The sequence below is a fragment of the Amycolatopsis heterodermiae genome (genome assembly GCF_034929455.1).
GTDB classification, from domain to species: domain Bacteria; phylum Actinomycetota; class Actinomycetes; order Mycobacteriales; family Pseudonocardiaceae; genus Amycolatopsis; species Amycolatopsis heterodermiae.
In genome coordinates this window covers 591,033-614,033 of sequence record NZ_JAYFSI010000001.1, presented here as the reverse complement: position 1 = coordinate 614,033, position 23,001 = coordinate 591,033, and the positions used below count along the sequence as shown (strand labels likewise).

Sequence of the window (23,001 nt, the reverse complement as noted above, 5' to 3'; positions counted from 1 at the left end):
GTGCCGGACGGTGGTGGGGGTCGCGGATGAATCTCGTGCTCTACGTGCTCCGCAGGGTGGTCATCTCGATCCCGGTCCTGCTGGTCGGCACGTTCCTCTGCTTCGTCATGGTGTCCAACACGGGCGACCCGCTCGGCGAGCTTCGCAACAAGCCCGGCATCAGTGCCCAGGCGATCGCCACCACCGAGCACCAGCTGGGTCTCGACCAGCCCGTTCTCGCCCGGTACTTCACCTGGCTCGGCCACTTCCTGACCGGCGACTGGGGCATCTCGATCGCCCAGGGCAACGCCCTGGCCCCGGTGCAGCCGAAGGTGATGGCCGCGTTCAGAGTGACGCTCGAGCTCGTGCTCGCGGCTTCGGTGCTGGCGCTGGTCTTCGGGGTGCTGGTGGGCGTGCTCGCCGCCGTCAAGCAGTACTCGCTCTGGGACTACCTCGCGACGACGGCGGCGTTCCTGATGTTCTCGATGCCGATCTTCTGCGTCGCCATCGTGCTCAAGGGCTACGCGATCCGCGCCAACGGCTGGGTGCGCGACCTGGGGCTGGCGGACGTCCTCGGCGACCCGTGGCTGCGCACGACGAGCCCGGAGAGCCTCTCGGCCACCGGCGTCGGCGACGCGCTCGCGAAGTACGTCGGCGCGTTCCTGCTGCCGACACTGTCCATCATGGCCATCACGTTCGCCGCCTACAGCCGGTTCCAGCGCGCGTCGATGCTGGAGGTCCTGGAAGCCGACTACGTGCGCACAGCGCGCGCCAAGGGCGTCTCGAACGCGCGGGTCGTCTGGCGGCACGCGTTCCGCAACGCGCTGATCCCGGTGATGACGCTGTTTTCGGTCAACTTCGGCGCCACGGTCACGGGCGCGATCATCACGGAGACGGTCTTCAACTGGCACGGCATGGGCACGGTGCTGGTGGAGGCGGTCAACAAGAACGACCCCCAGGTGCTGATGGGCTGGCTGGTGGTGATCGCGGTGAGCGTGGTGGTGGCCAACCTGGTCGCGGACCTGATGTACGGCATCCTGGACCCCCGCATCCGCGTCGGCTGACCTGGGCGATCGGGCAGAATCGCCGGGTGAGCTGGGTGACGAACATGATGCTGTCCACCGCCATGGAGGACTGGGAGGCCGCCGAGACGCTGAGCGAATGGCTGCGCACCGAAGCGCCCAGGCGCTACGACCCGGCCGCGCTCGGCTGCGGCTACCTGCGCCGGCTGACCGAAGGCGCGGACCCGCCCTGGGGCGGCTGGAAGTCCCCGGAGTGCGCGGTCTGGGCCGGCACGCTCAACCACGCCGACCCGGCCGCCGTGCTGGACCGGGTGCGGCGGCTCCCGTGGCGTGCCCCGCACGCCGTCCAGCTCTTCCTGATGGATCAGGAGCAGCTGTTCTTCCGGGTCTGGATGATGCGGGAGGGTGAGCTGCGCCAGTACGCCCCGGAGCGGCCGGACGAGGAGGACCCGGCCTTCGGCCGGCCGTACCACCCGTGAAACGCCGGAAGGCCGCCACCCGGTGTGGGTGGCGGCCTTCCGCGTGTCAGAGAGCGTCAGTCGGCGACCGGCGCCAGCCGGCCCGCTTCCCAGGCCGCGCGGCGCTCGGCCTGCAGCACCGGGTCGGCGACCGGGGCCGCCGACAGCAGGCGCCGCGTGTACTCCTGCTGCGGCGAGTGCAGCACCTGGTCACGGCTGCCGACCTCGACCAGCTTGCCGTACTGCATCACCGCGACGCGGTCGGCCAGCAGGTCGACCACCGCGAGGTCGTGGCTGATGAACAGGCAGGCGAACTGCAGCGACTGCTGCAGGTCGAGGAACAGGTCCAGCACGCGGGCCTGCACCGACACGTCCAGCGCCGAGGTCGGCTCGTCGGCGATCAGCAGCGCCGGGTCGAGCGACAGGGCCCGGGCGATCGCCACGCGCTGGCGCTGGCCGCCGGAGAGCTCGTGCGGGTAGCGGTTCATGTAGTGCCCGCCCAGCTCGACCTTGTCGAGCAGCGAGCGCACGCGCGCCGAGAGCTCCTTGCCGGCCAGCACCTTGTGCAGCACCATCGGCTCGGCGATCGACTCGCCGATCGTCATCTTCGGGTCCAGCGTGGACGCCGGGTCCTGGAAGACGATCGAGAAGAACCGGCGCAGCGGGCGGATCTCCTTCGCGGACATCGTCGTGATGTCCTTGCCGGCGATCGCGACGGTGCCCTGGGTGGCCCGGAGCAGGCCGACGGCGCAGCGGCCGACGGTCGACTTGCCGGAGCCGGACTCGCCGACCAGGCCGACGATCTCGCCCTTGGCGATGGTCAGCGAGACGTCGTCCACCGCGCGGTTCTTGTTCTGGCCGCGGCGGCCCGGGTACTCGAGGACCAGGTTCTTGATCTCCAGGGCCGGCGCGGCCTCTTCGATCACGGCCTCCAGCTCGGCGTCGGCCAGCCGGATGTCCTCGGCGATCTTGGCCGCCTCGGTGCTGTCGGAGGCGATCCCGGCGTCGTCGAGCAGGCGGCGGCCCTCGGGGCGCTGGCCGAGGACGGGCACCGCGGCGAGCAGCCGCCGGGTGTAGTCCTCCTTGGGCGAGGCGAACAGCTCGCGCACCGGCGCCTGCTCGACGATCTCGCCCTGGTACATCACGATGACGCGGTCGGCCATGTCGGCGACGACGCCCATGTCGTGGGTGATCAGCACGATCGCGGTGTCGAGGGTGTCGCGCAGCTTGCGCAGCAGGCCCAGGATCTCCGCCTGCACGGTGACGTCCAGCGCGGTGGTCGGCTCGTCGGCGATGATGACCTGCGGGTCGCAGGCGATCGCCATGGCGATGACGACGCGCTGGCGCAGGCCACCGGAGAGCTGGTGCGGGTACTGCTTGAACCGCAGCTCCGGGTTCGGGATGCCGACCAGGTCGATCAGCTCGACGGCGCGCTTGTCGGCGGCGGACTTGGAGATGTCCTGGTGCGAACGCAGGGCCTCACGCAGCTGCCAGCCGATCGTGTAGACCGGGTTCAGCGCCGTCATCGGCTCCTGGAAGATCATCGCGACCTGGTTGCCGCGGATCTTCTGCATGTCCTTCTCTTTGAGGTCCGCCAGGTTGCGCTCGCCGAGGCGCAGCTCGCCGGCGATCCGGCTGGTCTTGGGCAGCAGGCCCAGCACCGACATCGACGTGACGGACTTGCCGGAGCCGGACTCCCCGACCACGGCGACGATCTCGCCGGGCTTCACGTCGAACCCGATGCCCTTGACCGCGTCGACGACGCCGTCCTCGGTCGGGAACGACACGCTCAGGTCGGAGATCGACAGAACGGAACCGGACACACCGGCGACGTCCGCCGAAGTTGCTTCAGTGCTCACCAAGATGCCCTTCGTGGGGGTACAGACGATCGCGACGCGGCGGTCGCGACTCGCGCGAGGATAACCGAGGGTGTCCCCGACGAAGGTCGGAGCACGGGAATTACGCTCAACCCGTGATCTCCCCGGTACCGCGAAGGCTGCTGCTCGTCCACGCCCATCCCGACGACGAGAGCATCACCACCGGCGCCACGATCGCACGATACGCCGCCGAAGGTGCCGAGGTGACCGTGGTGACCTGCACGCTCGGTGAGGAGGGCGAGATCGTCCGCGAGCTGCCGGAGCTGGCCGGGCTGGGGGCCTGGGCCGCCGACCAGCTGGGCGGTTACCGCGTCGCCGAGCTGAAGGCCGCGTGCGCCGCGCTGGGGGTGTCACGACATCGTTACCTGGGCGGGATCGGGCGGTGGCGCGATTCGGGCATGGCGGGCACGCCGGCGGCGGCGCACCTGCGGGCGTTCGCCGGTGGCGCCCTAGAGGAGCAGGCGGCGCAGCTGACGGAGATCCTGGACGAGGTCCGGCCGCAGGTCGTCGTCACCTACGACGCCTTCGGCGGTTACGGCCACCCCGACCACATCCGCGCCCACGAGGTCACCATGGCCGCGGCGCCCCGGGCGTCGTCGGTCGCGAGGGTGTTCCACACGGTCGCGTCGCGTGACGCCGTCCGCGCCGGGCTGGCCGAGCTGCGGGACGGCGGGACGTCCCGCTTCCCGGTGCCGCCCGACGCCGGGCTGCCGGTGACGCCGGACGAAGAGATCACAACGGTCCTGGACGTCGCCGCGTACCGGCCCGCGAAACTGGCGGCACTGCGCGCGCACGCGACGCAGCTGACCGTGGTCGAGGGCGCCGTCCCGCACTTCGCGCTGACCAACGAGCTGGCCCAGCCGATCCCGGCGCACGACTACTTCGTGCTCGCCCACGGCCCGGCCGCGGGTGCGGACGCCGATCTGTTCGGTGGACTGTGACCGCGCCGGACCGGCTGACCGGGGCCCAGCTCGGCTTCCTGCTCCTGCTGGCGTTCGACGCCGTGCTGCTGGGCGTGCTGGAGCTGTTCTTCCTGCCGCTGCGGATCGGCGTCGTCCCGCTGCCGGTGACGGTGCTGGTCGGCGCGGTGACGACACCGTTGCTGGTGTCGACCACCGCGAAGCTGGTGCGGCCGTCTCTTTCGTGGGTACCCCTCGTGGTGTGGGTGCTCGTCGTGTTCGGGTTCGGCATGCTGGGTCCGGGCGGTGACCTGGTACTGATCCAGGACTGGCGGGCGCTGCTGCTGCTCGGTGCGAGCGCGCTACCCGGCGCGATGGTGCTCGGTGGCGGGCTGGGCCGAGCGGCGGGAAGGAAACCGGGACGTGGCTGAGGCGATTTCCGACAAGCAGGTCGTGGCGGTGCTGCGCCCGTTCGTGCGGGCCTGCGGGCCGATGCTCGACGCGCTGCGCGAGTCCGACCCGTTCGGGCTGCAGGCGCGCGACCGGCGGGAGCAGGACGACCTCGCCGAGGTCGAGTCCGGGCTCAAGGCGAAGCTGATCCACGGGCTGACGTCGGTGAAGGTCCCCGGCACGGCCGCGTGGGGCCGGATGACCGGCTACGACCGCTCGAGCTGGTGGATGAACCGCGTCGGCCGGTTCACGGCGCTGCTGACGTCGATCCCCGGCCTGGGCGGCGCGCTGGCCGACCGGCTGCCGGTGCAGGACACGCTCGGCGCGGCGTCGCAGGGGCTGCTGCTGTGCGCGATCGCCGGCGAATACGGCGTCACGGACGTCGGGACGCGCGTGCAGCTGATCGCGGCGGTGCTGTTCGAGCGGGACATCGACGCCGACCTCGCGGCGGGACGGCACCCGGAGCACGACGAGGCCGCGGAGGCCGAGGAAGCCGCGAGGCTGACCGAAGAGCTCACGGCGTCCGAGAAGAAGCACGGCAAGGCGACGATCAAGGCCGCGGCGGGCACGCTGTGGCGCCTCGGCCGCGGCCTGCTCGCGATCACCGGCGAGCTGGAGAAGCGGCCGCGGGGCAACTTCGTGCACCGGGCGCTGGGCATGCTCCCGGTCGTCGGCGCGGCGGGCGACTACCTCGGCGAGCGGTCCGGGCTCAAGGAGGTCTGGAAGCGGGCGCACACCTGGCTGACCGCGCACCCGGTCCAGGCCCGCTGACCCCGCCCGTCAGTTCCAGAAGCGGAAGACGCTCGCGCCCGCGCGGGCACCCTCTTCGAAGCCGCCGAGGCCGTCGTAGATCCAGAACGCGCCGTCCCACAGCGCGTTGCTCGCGGGCTGGAAGAACCACAGGATCGCGAACAGGAGGATCGGCGCCCACGGGCGCACCTTGGCCCCGAACTCCCGCGCCTGCGGCGGCAGGTACGGCTCGATCGCGCCCCAGCCGTCGAGGCCGGGGATCGGGAGGATGTTCAGGATGAAGGTCAGGACCTGCAGCAGCGCCAGGTAGGAGATCGCGACCACCAAACCGCCCGCCATCGGCACCAGCGACACCACGAGCGTCAGCGCCGCGCCGACCGCGAGGTTGCTCAGCGGCCCGGCCAGCGAGACCCACGAGGACGTCCCGCGCGAGCGCAGCGCGCCCCGGTTGATCCAGACGGCGCCGCCGGGCAGCGGGATGCCGCCGATGATCAGGAAGATGAGCGGCAGGACGATCGACAGGACCGGATCGGTGTACTTCCGGACGTCCAGCGTCAGGTAACCCTTGTGGGCGACGCTGTAGTCACCGCCGCGGTAGGCGACCATCGCGTGGCCGAACTCGTGCAGCGACAACGACGCCACCCAGCCGGCGGCGACGAAGATCACGACGCCGGCGATGAGGAGTGGATCGCGGTCGCCGACCAGGACGGTGGTGACGTCGCCGAAGGCGGCCATCACGCCACCGGCGACGGTGAGGGCGAGGATGCCGAGGAAGACCGGGCTGGGACGCGTCGCTGACTTCTGCACGCTTCCAGTCTTCCGTATGCCCGGTGTGAAGTTACCGGCGTGTCCCCTTGCGCGATCGGGCCGAAGGGTCCCCCGAACTCGCTACTCCGCTTGACCTGACCGCACTACACGGGTGTAATCACAGTGATGTCATTCGTCGTCGAGGGGACGACGGGTGTCGTTTCACCACCGCCAGCCTGGGGAGTGCTAGGGAGCGAGGAGGCGGACGTGCGGTTGGAAGCCGATGGTAAGGAATGGGGGCACGTCATGAGTTGGGGCGAGATCCCGGAGCAGGCTCTGGGAGATCTCACCGAGCTCATCGATGCCACCGAGGAAGAGCAGGACTGGCAAGAACGCGCTCTGTGCGCGCAGACGGACCCGGAGGCGTTCTTCCCCGAGAAGGGCGGCTCCACCCGCGAAGCCAAGCGGATCTGCTTGGGCTGCGAGGTCAAGGACGAGTGCCTTGAGTACGCGCTGGCCCACGACGAACGCTTCGGCATCTGGGGCGGTCTGTCCGAGCGGGAGCGCCGGAAGCTGAAGAAACGCGCGGTTTGAGGGGAGATCACCGGTGATGCGTGGCGTCACCGGTGATTCCAAGTAGGTGAACACTCGGCGTGGGTTCACCATCGGGTGACGGACCGGGGCCGTAGGGTGGCCGCACCGGTCCACCGCCTGATCTGGAGCGTTTGTTGCCCCGCACCGCCGCGCCGCCCGCCCTGCGCACCGCGCCCGTTCTGGCCATTGTGGTCTGTCACAACGGCGAAAACTGGCTGCCGCTGGCGCTTTCTTCGTTGCGCCGCAGCACTCTCCGTCCCCGGCACGTGCTCGCCGTCGACACCGGGTCCACCGACGCGACCCCTCGTCTCCTGGCCGAAGCGGCCGACCCGGACAGCGATCCGGATTCTTCTCCCGTGCTCTCCGGGATCATCACGCTTTCGAGTGAAACGGGCTTCGCCGCCGCGGTGGCCGAAGCCGTCGAGCACGCCGCGGAGCGGTGGGGCGACCCTGGAGCGTGGCTCTGGCTGCTGCACGACGACTGCGCGCCCGAACCCGACTGTCTCGACGAACTCCTGCGCGTGGCCACCGCGAAACCGTCCGCGACCGTGCTCGGTGCGCTCGGTCTCGACTGGACCGACCCGCGCCTGATCGTCGAAGCCGGCCTGTCGACCGACGCGTCCGGGCACCGGCAGCAGATCGCCGCGACCGGCGACGACCCGGCCGAAGTGCTCGCCGTGCCCAGCGCGGGCTCGCTCGTGCGCCGCGACGCCTGGGACGCCCTCGGCGGCTTCGACCCGGATTTCCCCTTGCTGCGCGAAGATCTCGACTTCGGCTGGCGCGCGAACGCGGCGGGTGGGCTGGTGCTGTCCGTGCCGACCGCGCGGGTGCGGCACGCGCGCGCCGTCACCACCGGGCAGCGCCCCGCGGACGCCGTTCCCGCGTCGCTCGCGGCCGCGAACCGCGCCCACGGGCTGCGCGTGTTCCTGGTGAACTGCTCGCCGTTTTCCTTCTGGCTGGGCATGATCCGGCTCCCGCTGCTGTCCGTGCTGCGCGCGCTGGCGTTCGTCCTGCTGCGACGCACCGGGGAAGCGCGGGCCGAGTTCGCCGCGGCCGCGTACCTCCTCAGTGGACGCGGCGGATTGCGCGCCGCGCGGGCCCACCGACGGCGGAATCCGCGGCCTGGCACGGTTCGCGGGCTCTTCACCGGTCGTATGACGCGGCTGCGCAACGCCGTTCGCGCCGGCGTGGTCGGTCTCGTGCGACGCGGTGTGGAGAACGACGTCGCGCTCGGGACCGTGCCCGAGACCGTCAAAACCGAGTCCGCGTGGGTGACGCCGGAAGCGCTCGACGCGCGCGAGAACCGTCCCGTCGGGCCGGACGCGCTGCCCGCGGGCGCGTTGCGCGGGGTCAGCTCGCGCGGGTCGGGGCTGCGGCGGCCGGGCACACTGGTCGCCGTCGCGCTGCCGGAAACCGCGCTGCCCGAACCGGAAACCTCCGAAGAGGTCACTCCGGCGCCCGAGCCGGAACTCGTTTTCGTAGAGGTCAACCGCCGTCGCGTGCTCGGCGCGACGATCTTCGCGCCGCCGGTGGTGCTGCTGGTCGTGATGACCGCGCTCGGCCTGGTCGTCAACCGCGCCCGGCTCGGGCTCGACCTGTTCGGCGGCAAGCTGCTCCCGGTCGGCGGGCTGGGGGAGCTCTGGACGTCGTACCTCGAACCGTGGCACGCGGTCGCGGGCGGCACCGGCGCGCCGGCGTCGGCGACCGTGCCGGTGCTGGGCACGCTCGGCGCGGTGTTCGCGCCGATCGGCGGTCCGGCGGCGCTGGTCGCCGTGCTGCTGCTCGGCGACATTCCGCTGGCGGCGTTGAGCGCGTACCTGGCGACGCGGCGGCTGCGCGTCCGGCGCTGGGTCCGTGCGGTCATCGCCGCGACGTACGCGCTGCTGCCGGCCGCCACGGCGGCGGTGGCGCAGGGCCGGCTCGACGTCGTCGTGGTGCACCTGGTGCTGCCGCTCGTCGCGGCGGGCATCGCCGGGCTGCTGGTCCGCGCGGACACGCGGTGGCTGCACGTGTCGGCGCTCTCGGCGTTCGGCGTCGCGCTGCTCGGCGCGTTCTCCCCGCTGGCGCACGGGCTGGCGCTCGCCGGGCTGCTGATCGGGTTCGTGGTGCTGCCGGCGCCGACCGGGCTGGCGCGGCGGATCGCGTCGGTCGGGATCGTCGTGCTGGTGCCGCTGGCGCTGCTGCTGCCGTGGCCGACGGTGTTGCTGAAGCACCCGGAGCTGCTCGTCCAGGGGCTGGGCGGCGCGGCTTCGGCGGTCTCCGGGACCGACCTGGCCGGGCTCGACCCGGGCGGGCCGGGTGCCTGGCCGATCGGCGTCGCGGTGATCGCGGCGGCCCTGGTGGCGCTGGTGGTGCGTCCGACGAAGCTGGCCGCGGGCGGGCTCGCGCTGGCCGCGCTGGGTGCCGGCGGCCTGGTGCTGGTCCGGCTCGTCACGGCGACCCCGATGCAGGGCGGCCCCGCGGCGCACGGCCACACGGGGGTGCCGCTGCTGATCGTCGGCGCGGGCCTCCTGTGGGTGGTGCTCGGTTCGTGGCAGCGCGGCGGCACGGCCGGGGTCCCGGCGACGTGGCTGCCGAAGGTGTTCGCGACCGCCGGGGTCGTGGTGTTCCTGGCGCTGGCGGCCGGCGCGGTGGTCGTCGGCGGGCAGGGCCCGCTACGGGCCGGCGCCCGGCCGTCGCTGGCCCCGGAGGTCACGGCGGCGCTGGGCGCGTCGGGCCGGTCGGTGCTCGACCTGGCGCCGGACGCGACCCGCCAGATCGGCGGCCGCCTGCCCCACTACGGCGACGACGAGCTGGCCCCGACCCCCGGCACCCCGGCCCGGCTGGCGACGTGGCGCCGCGACCTCGGCCAGGGTGACGCGGCCGCGGTGCAGCGGGTTTTTGCGGCCGCGGCGGCCGCGGGGGTGGAGTACGTGGTGCTCCCGCCGGGCGTCGACGCCCAGGCGTACCCACCGCTGGCGAAGGACATGGTCTCGGTGGCGGCCCCGACCTCGGACGGCCGCGGCGTGCTGCGCTTGCTGTCCCCGGCGGGGCAGGTGATCTTGATTTCCCCGGAGCAGGCCAAAGCGGCGGTGACGGGCGGCGGCGCGCCCGGCAACGCGCCGGGCGTGGTGCCGGTCCAGGCGGGCCTGCCGGACGTCCGAGTCCGCGTCTCGGACGGCCCGACCGGACGGCTGCTGGTGCTGGCGGCGGAGCAGGAAGCGGGCTGGAAGGCATCGGTGGGCGGCAAGGGAGTGCCGATCGTCCCGGCGTGGGGCCATCAGGTGGCGGTCTCGGTCCCGCCGACGACCTCCGAGGTGACGGTGGAGTTCCCGGGCACGGAGCGGAACCTGCTGTTGCTGGCCCAGCTGGCGGCGGTGCTGTTCACGCTGTTGACGGCGGTTCCTTCGCGGCGGCGCCGCTGAGTTTTGCCGGGCTCTTTGGTGCCGCACCGGGGCGCGAACGGCCCGTTCGCGCTGTTTCGGGCACGAGCGGCCCGTTAGCGCGGTCCGGAGGCGGGCACGAGTGGCCCGTTCGCGCCGTGATCGGCGCGAGTGGCCCGTTGGTGCCGGTGGGCCGGTGCGGACGCGAGTGTCCGTTCGCGCGGCTCGGAGGCGGGCGCGAGTGGCTCGTTCGCGCCGTGATCAGCGAGTGGCCCGTTGGTGCGGTGGGTTCGGTGTGGGCGTGAGTGGCCCGTCGGTGCCGAAACGAGCGCGAGTGGCCCTTTCGCGCAGCCCGGCTGCGTGGGTGCGAGTGGCCCGCTGGTGCCGAAACGAGCGCGAGCGGCCCGTTCGTGCGGCCCGGCAACGTGGGCGCGAGTGGCCCCATCCCGCGGCTTCTGGCACGAGTGGCCCGTTCACGTCGAACGAAGCGTGAGTGGGTGATTGGTGCGGTGCAGCGGGGCGCGAGTGGGCCGTTCGTGCCCGAACGGGCGCGAGTGGCCCGTTCGTGCCCGAACAGGCGCGAGTGGCCCGTTCGTGCGGCAGCGCCGCGTGGGTGCGAGTGGGCCATTGGTGTCGAAACGAGCGCGAGTGGCCCCTTCGCGCAGCTCGGTTGCGTCGGTGCGAGTGGCCCGTTGGTGCCGAAACAGGCGCGACCGGCCCGTTCGCGCCCAAAAGCGCAAGCCAAGCCCCGCAGAGCTACTCGCCTTCGATGACGTCCGGCTCCACCCCGAGATACCCGGCCACCTGCTCCACCAGCACGTCGTGCACCAGCTCGGCCAGCTCCGACGGGTCCTTCGCCCGCGCCTCCAGCGGCCGCCGGTACAACACGATCCGGGCCCGTGTCGGCATCCCGGTCCGGTCCACTCCCGCCGGGACCAGGCGCGACAGCGGCACCGCTCCGTCGTGCAGCACCCCGTCCGACGGTGCCTTGCCGTTCTCGCGGACCTCGGGCACGTCGTCGACCGCCACGTCCAGCTTGGTCAGCTCGTGGCGCCACCGTGCTTCGATCGGTTCCAGCGCGTCGAGCACCAGGGCGTCGAACCGTTCCGCCCGGCTCGCGGCGGCGGGGAGGGTCGCCGGATAGAGCGTCCCGCGCAGGCCCCGGCCGTGCCGGTCCCGTCGCAGGCGCCGCCGTTGTCGGTAGTCACGAGCCGTCGCCACCCCGGAAGTCTATGCGGTCGGCACGTCCCAGCGCGTGTCGCTCCTACGACCTTGCGGCGACGCGCTATCGTTTCGGATCGTGCGGAGCGTACGGAAGTGTTCGCGTACCGGCTGTCTCGAGCCGGCAGTGGCCACGCTGACGTATGCCTACAGCGACTCCACCGCCGTCGTCGGCCCGCTGGCCACCGCCTCCGAGCCCCACTCGTACGACCTCTGTGAAGCCCACGCGCTGCGGCTGACCGTCCCCAAGGGCTGGGAAGTCGTCCGGCACGAAGGCGCCTTCGCCGCTCCGGACCCGTCGGCCGACGAGCTGACCGCCCTGGCCGAGGCCGTGCGCGAGGCCGGTCGTTCCGACAAGCCCGCGCCGCCCGCCACCGAACCGGACGGCCCGTCCGGACGCCGCGGTCACCTCCGGGTCCTGCCCGGCCGCGCCTGAGCGCGTAACCCACCTCCGGCGCCGGTAGGCTTTCCGCGCGGCGCAGCGGGCGCCGGGACGACTATTCGCGGGGAGACGGCGTGCCAGACCTTTCGGGCATCGTGAAGGCCTACGACATTCGCGGCGTGGTCGGCGAGCAGCTCGACGCGGACCTCGTCCGCGACTTCGGTGCCGCGTTCGCGCTGCTCATCAAGCCCGAGGCCCCCGCGGTGGTGATCGGCCACGACATGCGCGACTCGTCGCCGGGGCTGTCCGCGGCCTTCGCCGAGGGTGTCACCTCGCAGGGCCTCGACGTCGTCAGCATCGGCCTGGCGAGCACCGACCAGCTGTACTTCGCGTCGGGCTCGCTGAACCTGCCGGGCGCGATGTTCACCGCCAGCCACAACCCGGCCAAGTACAACGGCATCAAGATGTGCCGCGCCGGCGCGTCGCCGGTCGGCCAGGACACCGGGCTCGCCGAGATCCGGGACACCGTCGAGCAGGGCGTACCCGGGTTCGAGGGCCAGCGCGGCTCGGTCTCCGAGCGGGACGTCCTCGCGGACTACGCCGCCTACCTGCGCAACCTCGTCGACCTGTCCGGCAACCGGCCGCTGAAGATCGTGGTCGACGCTGGCAACGGCATGGGCGGGCACACCGTCCCGACCGTCTTCGACGGGCTGCCGATCGACGTCGTCCCGATGTACTTCGAGCTCGACGGCAGCTTCCCGAACCACGAGGCCAACCCGCTCGACCCGGCGAACATCGTCGACCTGCAGGCGAAGGTGCGCGAGGTCGGCGCGGACGCCGGGGTGGCCTTCGACGGCGACGCCGACCGCTGCTTCATCGTCGACGAGCGGGGCGAGCCGGTTTCGCCGAGCGCGATCACCGCGCTGGTCGCGGTGCGCGAGCTGGCCAAGGACCCGGGCGGCACGATCATCCACAACCTGATCACGTCCAAGGGCGTGCCGGAGATCGTCGCCGAGCACGGCGGCAAGCCGGTCCGCACCCGCGTCGGGCACTCGTTCATCAAGGCCGAGATGGCCCGCACCGGCGCGATCTTCGGCGGCGAGCACTCCGCGCACTACTACTTCCGCGACTTCTGGCGCGCCGACACCGGCATGCTGGCGGCGCTGCACGTGCTCGCCGCGCTCGGCGAGCAGGAGGGTCCGCTGTCCGAGCTGACCAGCGCGTACTCGCGCTACGCGGCGTCGGGTGAGATCAACTCCACGGTGGACGACCAGGTCGCGAAGATGATGTCGGTCAAGGACGTCTTCGGGTCCCGCTCCGGCGTCGAGATCGACGAGCTGGACGGCCTCACCGTGCAGCTGCCGGGCGGCGCCTGGTTCAACCTGCGGCCCTCGAACACCGAGCCCCTGCTGCGGCTGAACGTCGAGGCCGCCAACGCCGAGGCGGTGCAGGCGCTGGTGGAGGACGTCCTCGCGATCATCCGCAGCTGACCTGTCCCGGTGAAGGGCAGGCGGGCCGAACTGTGTCCCGAAGGTGCCCTTCACCACCCCACCGCGTGGTATGGAGGAACCATGGCCCTCACGCTCGACGCCCAGCTCCTCGAGATCCTGGCGTGCCCGTCGCCCGATCACGCCCCACTGCGTCCCGGGACCCCGGGCGACCCCGAGGCCGACGCCCTGACCTGCACCGAGTGCGGCCGGGTGTACCCGGTCCGTGACGGGATCCCGGTGCTGCTGCTCGACGAAGCGACCGGTGGCCCCGCTGAAAGCGAAGCGTCCGATGCCGACGGTGCTTGACGACACGCTGCTCGACGACCCCGCGCGCCTGGCCGAGGCCGACAGCGCGGGGCTGCTCCGCGCCGCCGCGATGGCGGGCGCCCAGGTGCGGGCGGCCGCCGAGCTCGCGGCCGAGCTGGGCTTGGCCGACCGGCTCGACGTGGGCCGCCCGCGCGCCGTCGTGCTGATCGACCGGCCGGGGGTGAGCCGGACGCTGACGCGGCTGCTGGCGGCGCTGCTGGCGCCGTCGTGCCCGGTGCCGGTGGTCGTCGCCGAGGTGGTGCCGAGCTGGATCGGCGCGCTCGACGTCGTCTTCGCGCACACCGACGACCCTGGCGACCGCGAACTCGCCGCGTCGCTGGAGCGCGCCGCGCGCTTCGGCGCGTCCGTGGTGCTCTCCGCGCCGGCCGAGGGCCCGGTGGCGGCCGCCGTGGCCGGCAAGGGCGTGCTGCTCGCGCCGCGGATCCCGGTGCCGCCCGAGCTGGCGTTCCCGCGCGGCCTGGCCGCCGGCCTGCTCACCGCGAACGCGCTGGGCCTGCTGGTGGCCGACGTCGAGGTGCTGGCCGACCAGCTCGACCTGGAAGCCGAAAAGGACTACCTGGCCCGCGACTCCTTCGCGAACCCGGCCAAGGCGCTCGCGCTGCGGGTCGCCGACCGCGTGCCGCTGCTGTGGGGGCTGGACCCGGTCGCGGTCGCCGTCGGCGAACACGCTGCGCACGCCTTCGCAGCCCACGCTGCTACTGTCTGTGACGTCGAGGATTACCGTCAGGCATTGGCGCGCCCCGCATTGCGGCGGGCGGCGATATCGGGTGGCGCAGAGCGTGACATCTTCGCCGATCCGGACGATCCATCAGGTGACATCCCTACTCGGGTGCTGCTCCTCTCGGTGCGAACCGGTCCGGCCACGGACGCGGCGCGCTTCCAAGCCGAGGATCTGCTGCCGGGTGCGGACGTCATCGCCCCGGCCGAGGAGTTCGAGGCGGACGAAATCGTGCGGGCCGCGGTGCTGGCGCTGCGGTTCGAACTGGCGGCGGTCTATCTCGGGCTGGCGGCGGGCAGCATCGGCGGCGCGGGCCGCTTCGAGCCCGTGACGGCCTGAGAGCCGCCGAAGGAGTGGAGTTGAGGTGACAGTGGAGCTGCTGCGCAACGCGGTGCGGCCCTACGCCTGGGGATCGCGGACGGCGATCCCCGAGCTGCTGGGCCGCCCGATCCCCGCGCCGCACCCCGAGGCCGAGCTGTGGATGGGTGCCCACCCGGGTGACCCGTCGCACGTCATCGGTCCCGACGGGGCCGAGCGGAGCCTGCTCGAGCTGGTCGAAGCCGACCCGGTGAACCAGCTCGGCGAGCGCTGCGCGAAGCGGTGGGGTGGGCGGCTGCCGTTCCTGCTGAAGATCCTCGCCGCGGAGGAGCCGCTGTCGATGCAGGCGCACCCGTCGGCGGCGCAGGCCGCGGAGGGGCACGCCCGCGAGGAGAAGCTGGGCATCCCGCGCGACGCGGCGAACCGCAACTACCCGGACCCGACGGCGAAACCGGAGCTGGTCTGCGCGCTGACGGAGTTCCACGCGCTGGCCGGGTTCCGCGAGCCGGAGCGCACGGTCAAGCTGCTGAAGGCGATCGAGACGCCGGGGCTGGCCAAGTACACCGGGCTGCTCGAGGCGCAGCTGGACCCCTCGGGGCTGCGTGCGCTGTTCACGACGTGGATCACGCTGCCGCAGTCGTCGCTCGACCGGCTGCTGCCGGAGGTCCTGGACGCCTGCGTCCGGCACGTCCAGGAGCACGGCGAGTTCGCGGCCGAGTGCCGGACGATCCTGGAGCTGGGCGAGGCGCACCCGCGTGACGCCGGGGTGCTGGCGGCGCTGCTGCTCAACCGCCTGACGCTGCGCGCGGGCGAGGCGATCTACCTGCCGGCCGGCAACCTGCACCTGTACCTGCACGGCACGGCCGTGGAGATCCTGGCGAACTCGGACAACATCCTGCGCTGCGGGCTGACGCCGAAGCACGTGGACGTCCCGGAGCTGCTGCGGGTCGTCGACTTCGCGTACGGCGAGATGCCCGTCCAGTGCGGCGACGCGGGCGACCGCATGGCGATCTACCGCACGGACGCGCCGGAGTTCGAGCTGTCGCGCGTCGAGTGGACCGAGGGTCAGGACGACGAAGTGATGGTCGACAGCGTCGGCCCCCAGATCCTGCTCTGCACGTCGGGTGACCTGCTGGTGACGGCCGACGACGGCGAGAAGGTGGAGCTGCGCCGCGGCCAGTCGGTGTGGCTGCCGGCCGCGGACCCGCCGGTGAAGATCCGCCCGCTGGACGGCACCGGCGCCCAGCTGTTCCGCGCGACCGCCGGAACCTGCTGAGCTTTTCCGGAAGGCCACCAGGAGCACGCGCTCCTGGTGGCTTTTTCGTGCGCGCCTGATTCTGTGTGCGTTCCGTGTGGCGGCTTCCGCCACGATCCTCACCAAGGGGTGACCCTGGTGCGCTGGTGCGCGCCGCCGGCCTGCTGGGGGTGGCGCCGGTCGTTCCACGCCCGGCGTCCATGGGCTCGGGGGTGGGGGCTCGGGGGGCTTGGGGTGGTGTCGCGAGGGGGCGACACCACCCCGGTTTCCTGGGACCGGTTGGTGAGGGACGGTCTTGTCGGGCTGGGTATGGGTCGGGGCGGCATCGCCCGGTTCAGTTCGGCTAGGTGAGGGCCGGAGAGGTGCGGTTTCGTCGGGTCGGTTGGTGAGGGTCGGTCGGGGCGGCATCACCTCGTGTCAGGCGGGCTCGGTGAGGGCTGGAAACGCCCGGTTTCGTCGGGCTGGCTTGATGAGCGCCGGTCGGGGCGGCGCCACCTCGTTTAGGCGGCCTCGGTGAGGACCGGAGCGGTGCGGTTTCGTCGGGTCGGGTTGATGCGTCGGCTGGGGCGGCGCCCCGTTTCAGCCGGGTTTGGTGAGGTCGGCCGTCGGGCTGGCTTGGTGAGCGTCGGCCGGGGTGAACGTCACCAGTTTCAGGCTGGCTGGTGAGGAGCGGCGAGGCTCGGCCGTCGTGCTGAGTTGGTGCGTTGGCCGGGGTGACATCACCCTCGATTACTCAGGCCGGCTCGGTGAGGGTTAGCAGGGCTCGGCGGAGGGCGGCTGCGCTGGCGTCGCGTGGGTCGGTTAGTTCCGCTGTCTCCGCCGCCGCTTCGGCCGCTGCGGCCTTGTCGCCGACGGCTTCGTGTGCCTGCTGCAGGACCAGGGACGTGAGGCTCGTCGCGGGGCGGCCGCCCATCTCGCGGAACTCGTCCAGGCACGCGCGCAGTACCGGGATTGCCTGCGCCGCGCGGCCTTCGCCGATCCAGCTCGCCGCGATGGCGCGGGTGCACGACAGCTCGCGGGGCCGCTCGTCCAGCTCCTGCGCGAGGTCGCGGGCCTGGCCGAACGCCTCGACCGCCTCCCGCCGCCGGCCTCGGAACGCCTCGATCGCGCCCAGGGTTCGCAGGGACTTCGCCAGTGCCGAACGTGCCGGGGTCGTCCGCAGCAGCGCCACCGATTCGGTGGCCGCCGACGCGGCTTCGGTGGCCCGCGCACCGAGCAGCAGCGACCACGCGACGCCGTGCAGTGCGATTCCCAGCTGGCGCGGTTCACCGGATTTCCGGGCCAGTGCAACGGTTTCCTCGTCGACGGCCAGGGCGTCGCCGACCCGGCCCAGCCGGTGCAGGGCGGCCGACTCCGCCGCCCGGACCCAGACCGGCTCCGCCACGTCACCGTCCACAGTGAACAGTTCGCGCGCGTCCGCGGCGGTCTGCAGCGCCTCTTCCGCGCGGCCGAGCCCGATCAGGCAGTGCGCCAGGTTGGCCGAAACCCACGCGTGCGTCCGACGATCACCGCAGGACTCCAGCTCCTTCGCGCATTCGCGGTAGCGGACGGCGGCTTCCTCGTACTGGCCGCGGGCGTGCCGCAACAACGTCAGGTTGGCCTCGGCGACCGCCGCCAGCGGCCGGTCTTCGCCCGCGGCCGCCAGCACCGTTTCGTACCCCGCGCGCATGTCCGCGTAGTGCCCCTGCAGGTACAGGTGGCCGCTGAGCCGGTCGAGCAGCAGCAGCGCGTCGTGCCGGCGGCCCAGCTCGCACAGCGTGCCGACGAGCAGGAGCAGGTTCGCGCGCTCGGCGGCGAACCACCGCTCCGGCCGGGCCAGCAGCCGCTCGACGAGCTCAGCCGGCAACGGCTGCGCGGGTGCTTCCCGGGCTAGCGCGGGCATCGGCACCGTGCGCGGCAGCCGCGCCGCCGCGGTGTCGGCCAGCGCCAGGGTCGCGGCCAGCACCGTGCGCAGGCCGCCGCCTTCGGGCGCTTCCAGCTCCGTCGCGTAGAGACGGACGAGGTCGTGCAGGCGGTAGCGGCCTTCGCCGGTCTCGTCGGGACCGCCGGACTCCAGCAGGCTGGCCTCGACCAGCTCTTCGACGGCTTCGTCGGCGCCCGGATCGTCGATCAGCGCGGTGACGGCCCAGGCCGGCAGGTCGAGGTTGTGGCAGCGGCCGATCAGCCGGAACGCGCGGCGGGTGAGGGGGCGCAGGCCGTCGTAGCTGAGCGCGATGCTGCCGCGGACGCCCAGGTCGCTCACGGTCAGCTCGTCGAGCCGGCGGACCTCGTCCTCCAGCCTGTCCGCCAGCTCGGCGAGCCGCAGGTGCGGGCGGATGGCCAAGCGGCTGCCCGCGATCCGCAGCGCCAGCGGCAGGTGGTCGCACGCCGCGACGATGCGCGCGGCGTCGGCGGGCTCGCGCGCCACGCGGTCGCCCGCGAGCCGGGTCAGCAGGCGCGTCGCGTCCGCGTCCGGCAGCGGCCCGAGCGCCAGCCGGTGCGCGCCCGCGAGGCCGCTGAGCCGGCGCCGGCTCGTGACCAGGACGGCGCAGCCCGGGGTGCCCGGCAGCAGGGTCCGGACGTGCTCCGGGTCGGTGGCGTCGTCGAGCACCACCAGCACCCGGCGGTCGGTGAGCCGGCCGCGGAACACGGCCGCGCGGGCGTGGACGTCGTCCGGGATGGCCGGGCCGGTGACGCCGAGCGCGCGCAGCAGGTCGGCCAGGACGTCACCGAGGTCGCGCGGGCCGGACGGGACGTACAGCTGACCGTCCGGGAACCGCGCCCGCAGCCGGTGGGCGGCGCGCACGGCCACGGTGCTCTTGCCCGCGCCCGGCTCGCCGCTGAGCACCGCGACCGGGACGCCGGAGCCGCTGCCCAGCACCTCGGTGAGCTCGGCGAGTTCGGCGTCGCGGCCGGTGAAGTCCGCGGTGTCCGGCGGCAGCTGGCACACCGGCCAGACCGGCGCGGGTGCGGCGGGCAGCCGCGGCACCGGGTCCTCGCCGCGCAGAACGGCCGCGTGCACCCGGCGGGCCTCGGCGCCCGGTTCGACGCCGAGCTCGTCGATCAGCGTGGTCCGCAGCCGCCGGTAGACCTCGAGCGAGTCACCCTGCCGCCCGGCCCGGTGCAGGGCGACCATCAGCTGCGCGGCCGGCCGTTCGCGCAGCGGGTGCGAGGTGACCATCGCCCGCAGCTCGCCGATCAGCTCCCCGTGCCGCCCGGCGGTGAGCTCGGCGTCGACGCAGTCCTCGAAGACGGCGAGCCGCTCGGACTCCAGCCGCGCGACGTCCGCGTCGAGCCGCGGCACGTGCAGCCCGGCCAGCACCGGCCCCCGCCACTGCGCGAGCGCCCGCCGGTAGTGCCGCGACGCGGCGACGGCGTCCCCGGCCCGCCGCCCTTCGGCCGCGGCCGCCCGGAAGACGAGCAGGTCCAGCTCGTCCGGCTCGGCCCGCAGCCGGTAGCCGAGCGGCCCGTGCTCGACGCGCAGGCCGTCGATCCGCTCGCGCAGCCGCGAGAGGTAGGTGTGCAGGTTCGAGGCGTACGACTTCGGCGGCACGTCCGGCCACAGCGCTTCGACCAGCACGTCGACGTGGACGTGCTGGTTGGCGTTCAGCAGCAGCACGGCCAGCAGGGTGCGCTGCCGTGCCCCGCGCAGCACGGCGAACCGCCCCGGCGGGCTTTCGACCGCGAGCGTCCCGAGCACGGCGAAGTGCGCCATGTCACCTTCCCAGACCGGCGAGCAGGGAGGGCCACGGTAGCGGAGGGCACCGACAGAAACGGGCGCGAAGATCCGGAACTGGCGTTCGCCCGATCGAGGAAGTATAGTGATAGCTATACTCGTTCGGTGGCGGGTCAGGGCTGGGAAATCTACGTTGTCGACGAAGTTCTCGAATGGATCGTGCAACTCGACGACACGACGCATGCCCGCGTGGTGCAGGCGATCGACGCTCTCGCAGAGGGCGGTCCCGGCCGCTGGTCGACACGATCGTCGGGTCCAGGATCCAGAACCTCAAGGAGCTGAGGCCGGGTACCGTGCGGATCCTGTTCGTCTTCGACCCGTGGGGGTCGAGTGTGCTGCTCGTCGCCGGGGACAAGGCAGGGCAATGGAACGCCTGGTACCGGGAAGCGATTCCGCGGGCCGAGGACCGATATGCCCGGTACTTGCAGGAACGCCAGGCTGAGGAGGGCCGGAAGTGACGGGGTACACGCGTTGGAAGGACGTGCGCGCGACACACGTCGAGCGCGCCGGTGGTGAGGAAGCGGTCGAGGCGGGCAAGCAGGAACTGCTCGCCACAGTGCAAGGGCATCGCCTCGCCGAGATCCGCCGCAGCCGCGGCCTGACCCAGCTGCAGCTGGCCGAGCGCATGGGCGTCACGAAAGGCCGGGTCTCGCAGATCGAGCAGGGCAAGCTCTCCGGCCTCGAGGTGCTGGCCAGGTACGCCCAGGCCCTGGGGGGTCGGCTCCACCAGTCGATCTACTTCGAAGACGGCGACATCGCCGCCATCGCCTGATCGAATTTCCGGCCGGTGGCGACGCGCCGCGACCCGGCCTATTACGCTCCACCCGGACATTCAGGACCTACCCGGGGAGCGGTCGTGTCAGCTGGAGGCGGAACCAAGGCGATCATCGCCGCGCTCGGAGCCAACGCCGGGATCGCGGCCGCGAAGTTCGTCGGCTTCCTCGTGACCGGGTCGTCGTCGATGCTGGCGGAGTCGGTGCACTCGCTGGCCGACACCACGAACCAGGGCCTGCTGCTGCTCGGCCAGAAGACGTCGAAGCGCGAGGCGGACCAGGACCACCCGTTCGGCTACGGCCGCGACCGCTACTTCTACTCCTTCATCGTCGCGCTGCTGCTGTTCACCCTCGGCTCCGCCTTCGCGATCTACGAAGGCATCCACAAGATCGGCGAGCCGGAGCCGCTGGATTCGCCGATCGTCGCCGTGGTCATCCTGCTCGTCGCGGTGGGCCTGGAGGGCTACAGCTTCTACACCGCCGTCGGCGAATCGAAGAAGATCAAGGGTGACGTCAGCTGGTGGGGCTTCATCCGCCAGGCCAAGGAGCCGGAGCTCCCGGTCGTCCTGCTGGAGGACGCCGGCGCGCTGCTCGGTCTCGTGCTCGCGCTGCTCGGCGTCGGGCTGTCGGTGGTCACCGGCGACCCGGTCTGGGACGGCGTCGGCACCCTCGGCATCGGCCTGCTGCTCGGCGTCATCGCGATCATCCTGATCGTCGAGATGAAGAGCCTGCTCATCGGCGAAGGGGCCAACCCGGGCGTCCTCGCGACGATCGTCGACGAGCTGGCCGCGGACAAGGTCGAGCGCGTCATCCACATCCGCACCCAGTACCTCGGCCCGGACGAGCTGCTCGTCGCGGCGAAGCTGGCGCTGGTGCCGGGCCTCGACACCGCGCAGGTGGCGACGGCCATCGACGACGCCGAGGCGCGCGTCCGCTCGAAGGTGCCCGTCGCGAAGCTCATCTACCTCGAGCCGGACCTGGACCGCAGCCTCGCCCGATGACCGGCCGTCACATTTCTGGCAAGCCGACCAGTCCCTGACCCGTTAGGGTGACCTACTGCGATACGTGCAGGCCAGCCAGCCGCAGGAGGTCAACGGTGCCCGGAACGGGATTGTGGCGCACTAAATCCATCGAGCAGTCCATTTCGGACACCGACGAGCCGGATACCAAGCTCCGGCGCAATCTGAGCGCCTGGGACCTCACGGTCTTCGGCGTCGCGGTCGTCATCGGCGCGGGCATCTTCACGCTCACCGCGCGCGCGGCCGGTGACTACGCCGGCCCGTCGGTCTCGCTCGCGTTCGTGTTCGCCGCGATCGCGTGCGCGCTGGCGGCGCTGTGCTACGCCGAGTTCGCCTCGACCGTGCCGGTTGCGGGCAGCGCGTACACGTTCTCCTACGCCACCTTCGGCGAGTTCATGGCGTGGATCATCGGCTGGGACCTGATCCTCGAGCTCGCCGTCGGCGCCGCCGCCGTGTCCAAGGGCTGGTCGGTGTACCTGGAAACCGTGCTGGGCTACCTGTTCGGCAAGGGGGCCAAGACGACTTTCGACATCGGCAGCGTCACGGTCGACTGGGGCGCGCTGGTCGTCGTGGCGATCCTGACGACGCTGCTGGCCGTCGGCACCAAGCTTTCGTCGCGGGTTTCGATGGTGATCACCGGCATCAAGGTCGCCGTGGTGCTGTTCGTGATCATCCTCGGCATCTTCTACATCAAGGGCGCCAACTACTCGCCGTACGTCCCGCCGGGCTCGACCGGCGGCGCCGGTGAGACCGGGGTCGACCAGTCGCTCTTCTCGCTGATCGCGGGCGGCGCGAGCAGCTCGTACGGCGTCTTCGGGCTGCTGGCCGGTGCCTCGCTGGTGTTCTTCGCGTTCATCGGGTTCGACATCGTGGCGACCACCGCCGAGGAGACGAAGAACCCGCAGAAGTCCGTGCCGCGCGGCATCTTCGGCTCGCTGATCATCGTCACCGTGCTGTACGTCGCGGTCTCGCTCGTGGTCGTCGGCATGACGTCCTACAAGGACCTGGCCACCTCGGCGGGCGACGGCAGCCACAAGACGCTCGCCACGGCGTTCTCCGCCAACGGCGTCGACTGGGCGGCCAACCTCATCTCCTTCGGCGCGCTGGCCGGCCTGACCACCGTCGTCATGGTGCTGATGCTCGGCCAGGTCCGGATCATCTACGCCATGTCCCGCGACGGCCTGATGCCGCGCGGCCTGGCCAAGACCGGCGAGCACGGCACGCCCAAGCGCGCCACGATCATCGTCGGCGGCCTGGTCGCCCTCGCGGCGACGTTCTTCCCGGCCGACAAGCTCGAAGAGATGGTCAACGTCGGCACGCTCTTCGCGTTCGTGCTGGTCTCGGCGGGCGTCCTGGTGTTGCGCAAGACGCGGCCCGACCTGCCCCGCGCGTTCAAGGTGCCGCTGGTGCCGCTCATCCCGATCCTGGCCATCCTGGCCTGCCTCTGGCTGATGCTGAACCTGACCGTGCTGACCTGGCTGCGGTTCATCGTGTGGATGGTCATCGGCGTGGTCATCTACTTCGCCTACAGCCGCCGGCACTCGCTGCTCGGCAAGCGCCAGTCGGGCGAACTGGAGGATACGGTCAATTCGCCCAAGGAGTGAGCGTCACCCACTCGATCGTGTAAGCCCCGCCGATCTGCTTT

At 72.1% G+C, this 23,001-nt stretch carries 20 protein-coding genes; 16 read left to right on the top strand and 4 right to left on the bottom strand.

What is annotated here, in order from left to right:
- The first annotated feature begins 26 nt into the window (after window positions 1-26).
- Window positions 27-1,043 (top strand): ABC transporter permease, encoded by a 1,017-nt coding sequence (locus VA596_RS02975; RefSeq protein WP_323323328.1) that lies wholly within the window; start codon window positions 27-29, stop codon window positions 1,041-1,043.
- Window positions 1,044-1,069: 26 nt separating this feature from the next.
- Window positions 1,070-1,480, top strand: coding sequence for a hypothetical protein (locus VA596_RS02970; protein WP_323323326.1), 411 nt, complete (start codon window positions 1,070-1,072; stop codon window positions 1,478-1,480).
- Window positions 1,481-1,536: 56 nt separating this feature from the next.
- On the opposite strand, the gene VA596_RS02965 is transcribed toward VA596_RS02970, so the two are convergent.
- Window positions 1,537-3,318: an ABC transporter ATP-binding protein gene (locus tag VA596_RS02965; protein WP_323323325.1), complete on the bottom strand. Its 1,782-nt coding sequence runs from the start codon at window positions 3,316-3,318 to the stop codon at window positions 1,537-1,539.
- A gap of 113 nt (window positions 3,319-3,431) precedes the next feature.
- Between VA596_RS02965 and mshB the strand changes: the two genes are divergently transcribed.
- Genes mshB through VA596_RS02950 form a run of 3 tightly spaced genes read left to right on the top strand, consistent with a single transcriptional unit; the run spans window position 3,432 to window position 5,456 of the window.
- Complete coding sequence (mshB, locus tag VA596_RS02960; RefSeq protein WP_323323323.1) at window positions 3,432-4,277, top strand: N-acetyl-1-D-myo-inositol-2-amino-2-deoxy-alpha-D-glucopyranoside deacetylase; 846 nt, start codon at window positions 3,432-3,434, stop codon at window positions 4,275-4,277.
- Window positions 4,274-4,666 (top strand): hypothetical protein, encoded by a 393-nt coding sequence (locus VA596_RS02955; RefSeq protein WP_323323321.1) that lies wholly within the window; start codon window positions 4,274-4,276, stop codon window positions 4,664-4,666. Before mshB ends, VA596_RS02955 begins: the two co-directional genes overlap by 4 nt.
- Window positions 4,659-5,456: a hypothetical protein gene (locus VA596_RS02950; protein WP_323323319.1), complete on the top strand. Its 798-nt coding sequence runs from the start codon at window positions 4,659-4,661 to the stop codon at window positions 5,454-5,456. The genes VA596_RS02955 and VA596_RS02950 overlap by 8 nt, the downstream gene beginning before the upstream one ends.
- A gap of 9 nt (window positions 5,457-5,465) precedes the next feature.
- Here the strand turns inward: VA596_RS02950 and VA596_RS02945 are convergent, their stop codons facing one another.
- Complete coding sequence (locus VA596_RS02945) at window positions 5,466-6,170, bottom strand: site-2 protease family protein (protein ID WP_323325621.1); 705 nt, start codon at window positions 6,168-6,170, stop codon at window positions 5,466-5,468.
- Window positions 6,171-6,488: 318 nt separating this feature from the next.
- Between VA596_RS02945 and VA596_RS02940 the strand changes: the two genes are divergently transcribed.
- Both VA596_RS02940 and VA596_RS02935 read left to right on the top strand, forming a co-directional pair.
- Complete coding sequence (locus tag VA596_RS02940; protein WP_161790928.1) at window positions 6,489-6,776, top strand: WhiB family transcriptional regulator; 288 nt, start codon at window positions 6,489-6,491, stop codon at window positions 6,774-6,776.
- Window positions 6,777-6,910: 134 nt separating this feature from the next.
- Window positions 6,911-10,180, top strand: coding sequence for a glycosyltransferase family 2 protein (locus VA596_RS02935; protein ID WP_323323317.1), 3,270 nt, complete (start codon window positions 6,911-6,913; stop codon window positions 10,178-10,180).
- A gap of 714 nt (window positions 10,181-10,894) precedes the next feature.
- Here VA596_RS02935 and VA596_RS02930 read toward each other — a convergent pair.
- Window positions 10,895-11,359 carry a metallopeptidase family protein gene (locus VA596_RS02930; RefSeq protein ID WP_323323315.1) on the bottom strand — a complete coding sequence of 155 codons (465 nt, stop codon included), beginning with the start codon at window positions 11,357-11,359 and terminating at the stop codon, window positions 10,895-10,897.
- Between the two features lie 79 nt (window positions 11,360-11,438).
- Here VA596_RS02930 and VA596_RS02925 point away from each other — a divergent pair, with 79 nt between their 5' ends.
- The 5 genes from VA596_RS02925 (at window position 11,439) to manA (ending at window position 15,870) form a co-directional block, all read left to right on the top strand.
- The gene (locus tag VA596_RS02925; protein ID WP_323323313.1) at window positions 11,439-11,795 is read left to right on the top strand and encodes a DUF3499 domain-containing protein; all 357 of its coding nucleotides are present in this window, start codon (window positions 11,439-11,441) and stop codon (window positions 11,793-11,795) included.
- An 80-nt stretch (window positions 11,796-11,875) separates the two neighbouring features.
- The gene (locus VA596_RS02920) at window positions 11,876-13,231 is read left to right on the top strand and encodes a phosphomannomutase/phosphoglucomutase (RefSeq protein WP_323323311.1); all 1,356 of its coding nucleotides are present in this window, start codon (window positions 11,876-11,878) and stop codon (window positions 13,229-13,231) included.
- 81 nt (window positions 13,232-13,312) lie between these two features.
- Window positions 13,313-13,537: a Trm112 family protein gene (locus tag VA596_RS02915; protein ID WP_323323309.1), complete on the top strand. Its 225-nt coding sequence runs from the start codon at window positions 13,313-13,315 to the stop codon at window positions 13,535-13,537.
- Window positions 13,521-14,615: a serine/threonine-protein kinase gene (locus VA596_RS02910; RefSeq protein WP_323323307.1), complete on the top strand. Its 1,095-nt coding sequence runs from the start codon at window positions 13,521-13,523 to the stop codon at window positions 14,613-14,615. The genes VA596_RS02915 and VA596_RS02910 overlap by 17 nt, the downstream gene beginning before the upstream one ends.
- A gap of 31 nt (window positions 14,616-14,646) precedes the next feature.
- Window positions 14,647-15,870 (top strand): mannose-6-phosphate isomerase, class I, encoded by a 1,224-nt coding sequence (gene manA / locus VA596_RS02905; RefSeq protein ID WP_323325619.1) that lies wholly within the window; start codon window positions 14,647-14,649, stop codon window positions 15,868-15,870.
- Window positions 15,871-16,582: 712 nt separating this feature from the next.
- Here the strand turns inward: manA and VA596_RS02900 are convergent.
- Window positions 16,583-19,543: an AfsR/SARP family transcriptional regulator gene (locus VA596_RS02900; RefSeq protein WP_323323305.1), complete on the bottom strand. Its 2,961-nt coding sequence runs from the start codon at window positions 19,541-19,543 to the stop codon at window positions 16,583-16,585.
- A 173-nt stretch (window positions 19,544-19,716) separates the two neighbouring features.
- Here VA596_RS02900 and VA596_RS02895 point away from each other — a divergent pair, with 173 nt between their 5' ends.
- The 4 genes from VA596_RS02895 to VA596_RS02880 all read left to right on the top strand — a co-directional run bounded on the left by VA596_RS02895 (window position 19,717) and on the right by VA596_RS02880 (window position 22,960).
- The gene (locus VA596_RS02895) at window positions 19,717-20,022 is read left to right on the top strand and encodes a type II toxin-antitoxin system RelE/ParE family toxin (protein WP_323323303.1); all 306 of its coding nucleotides are present in this window, start codon (window positions 19,717-19,719) and stop codon (window positions 20,020-20,022) included.
- Window positions 20,019-20,336 carry a helix-turn-helix domain-containing protein gene (locus tag VA596_RS02890; protein ID WP_323323301.1) on the top strand — a complete coding sequence of 106 codons (318 nt, stop codon included), beginning with the start codon at window positions 20,019-20,021 and terminating at the stop codon, window positions 20,334-20,336. Before VA596_RS02895 ends, VA596_RS02890 begins: the two co-directional genes overlap by 4 nt.
- Window positions 20,337-20,420: 84 nt before the next feature.
- Window positions 20,421-21,338 (top strand): cation diffusion facilitator family transporter, encoded by a 918-nt coding sequence (locus VA596_RS02885; protein ID WP_323323299.1) that lies wholly within the window; start codon window positions 20,421-20,423, stop codon window positions 21,336-21,338.
- Window positions 21,339-21,433: 95 nt separating this feature from the next.
- Window positions 21,434-22,960 (top strand): amino acid permease, encoded by a 1,527-nt coding sequence (locus tag VA596_RS02880; RefSeq protein ID WP_323323297.1) that lies wholly within the window; start codon window positions 21,434-21,436, stop codon window positions 22,958-22,960.
- The last annotated feature ends 41 nt before the right edge of the window (window positions 22,961-23,001 follow it).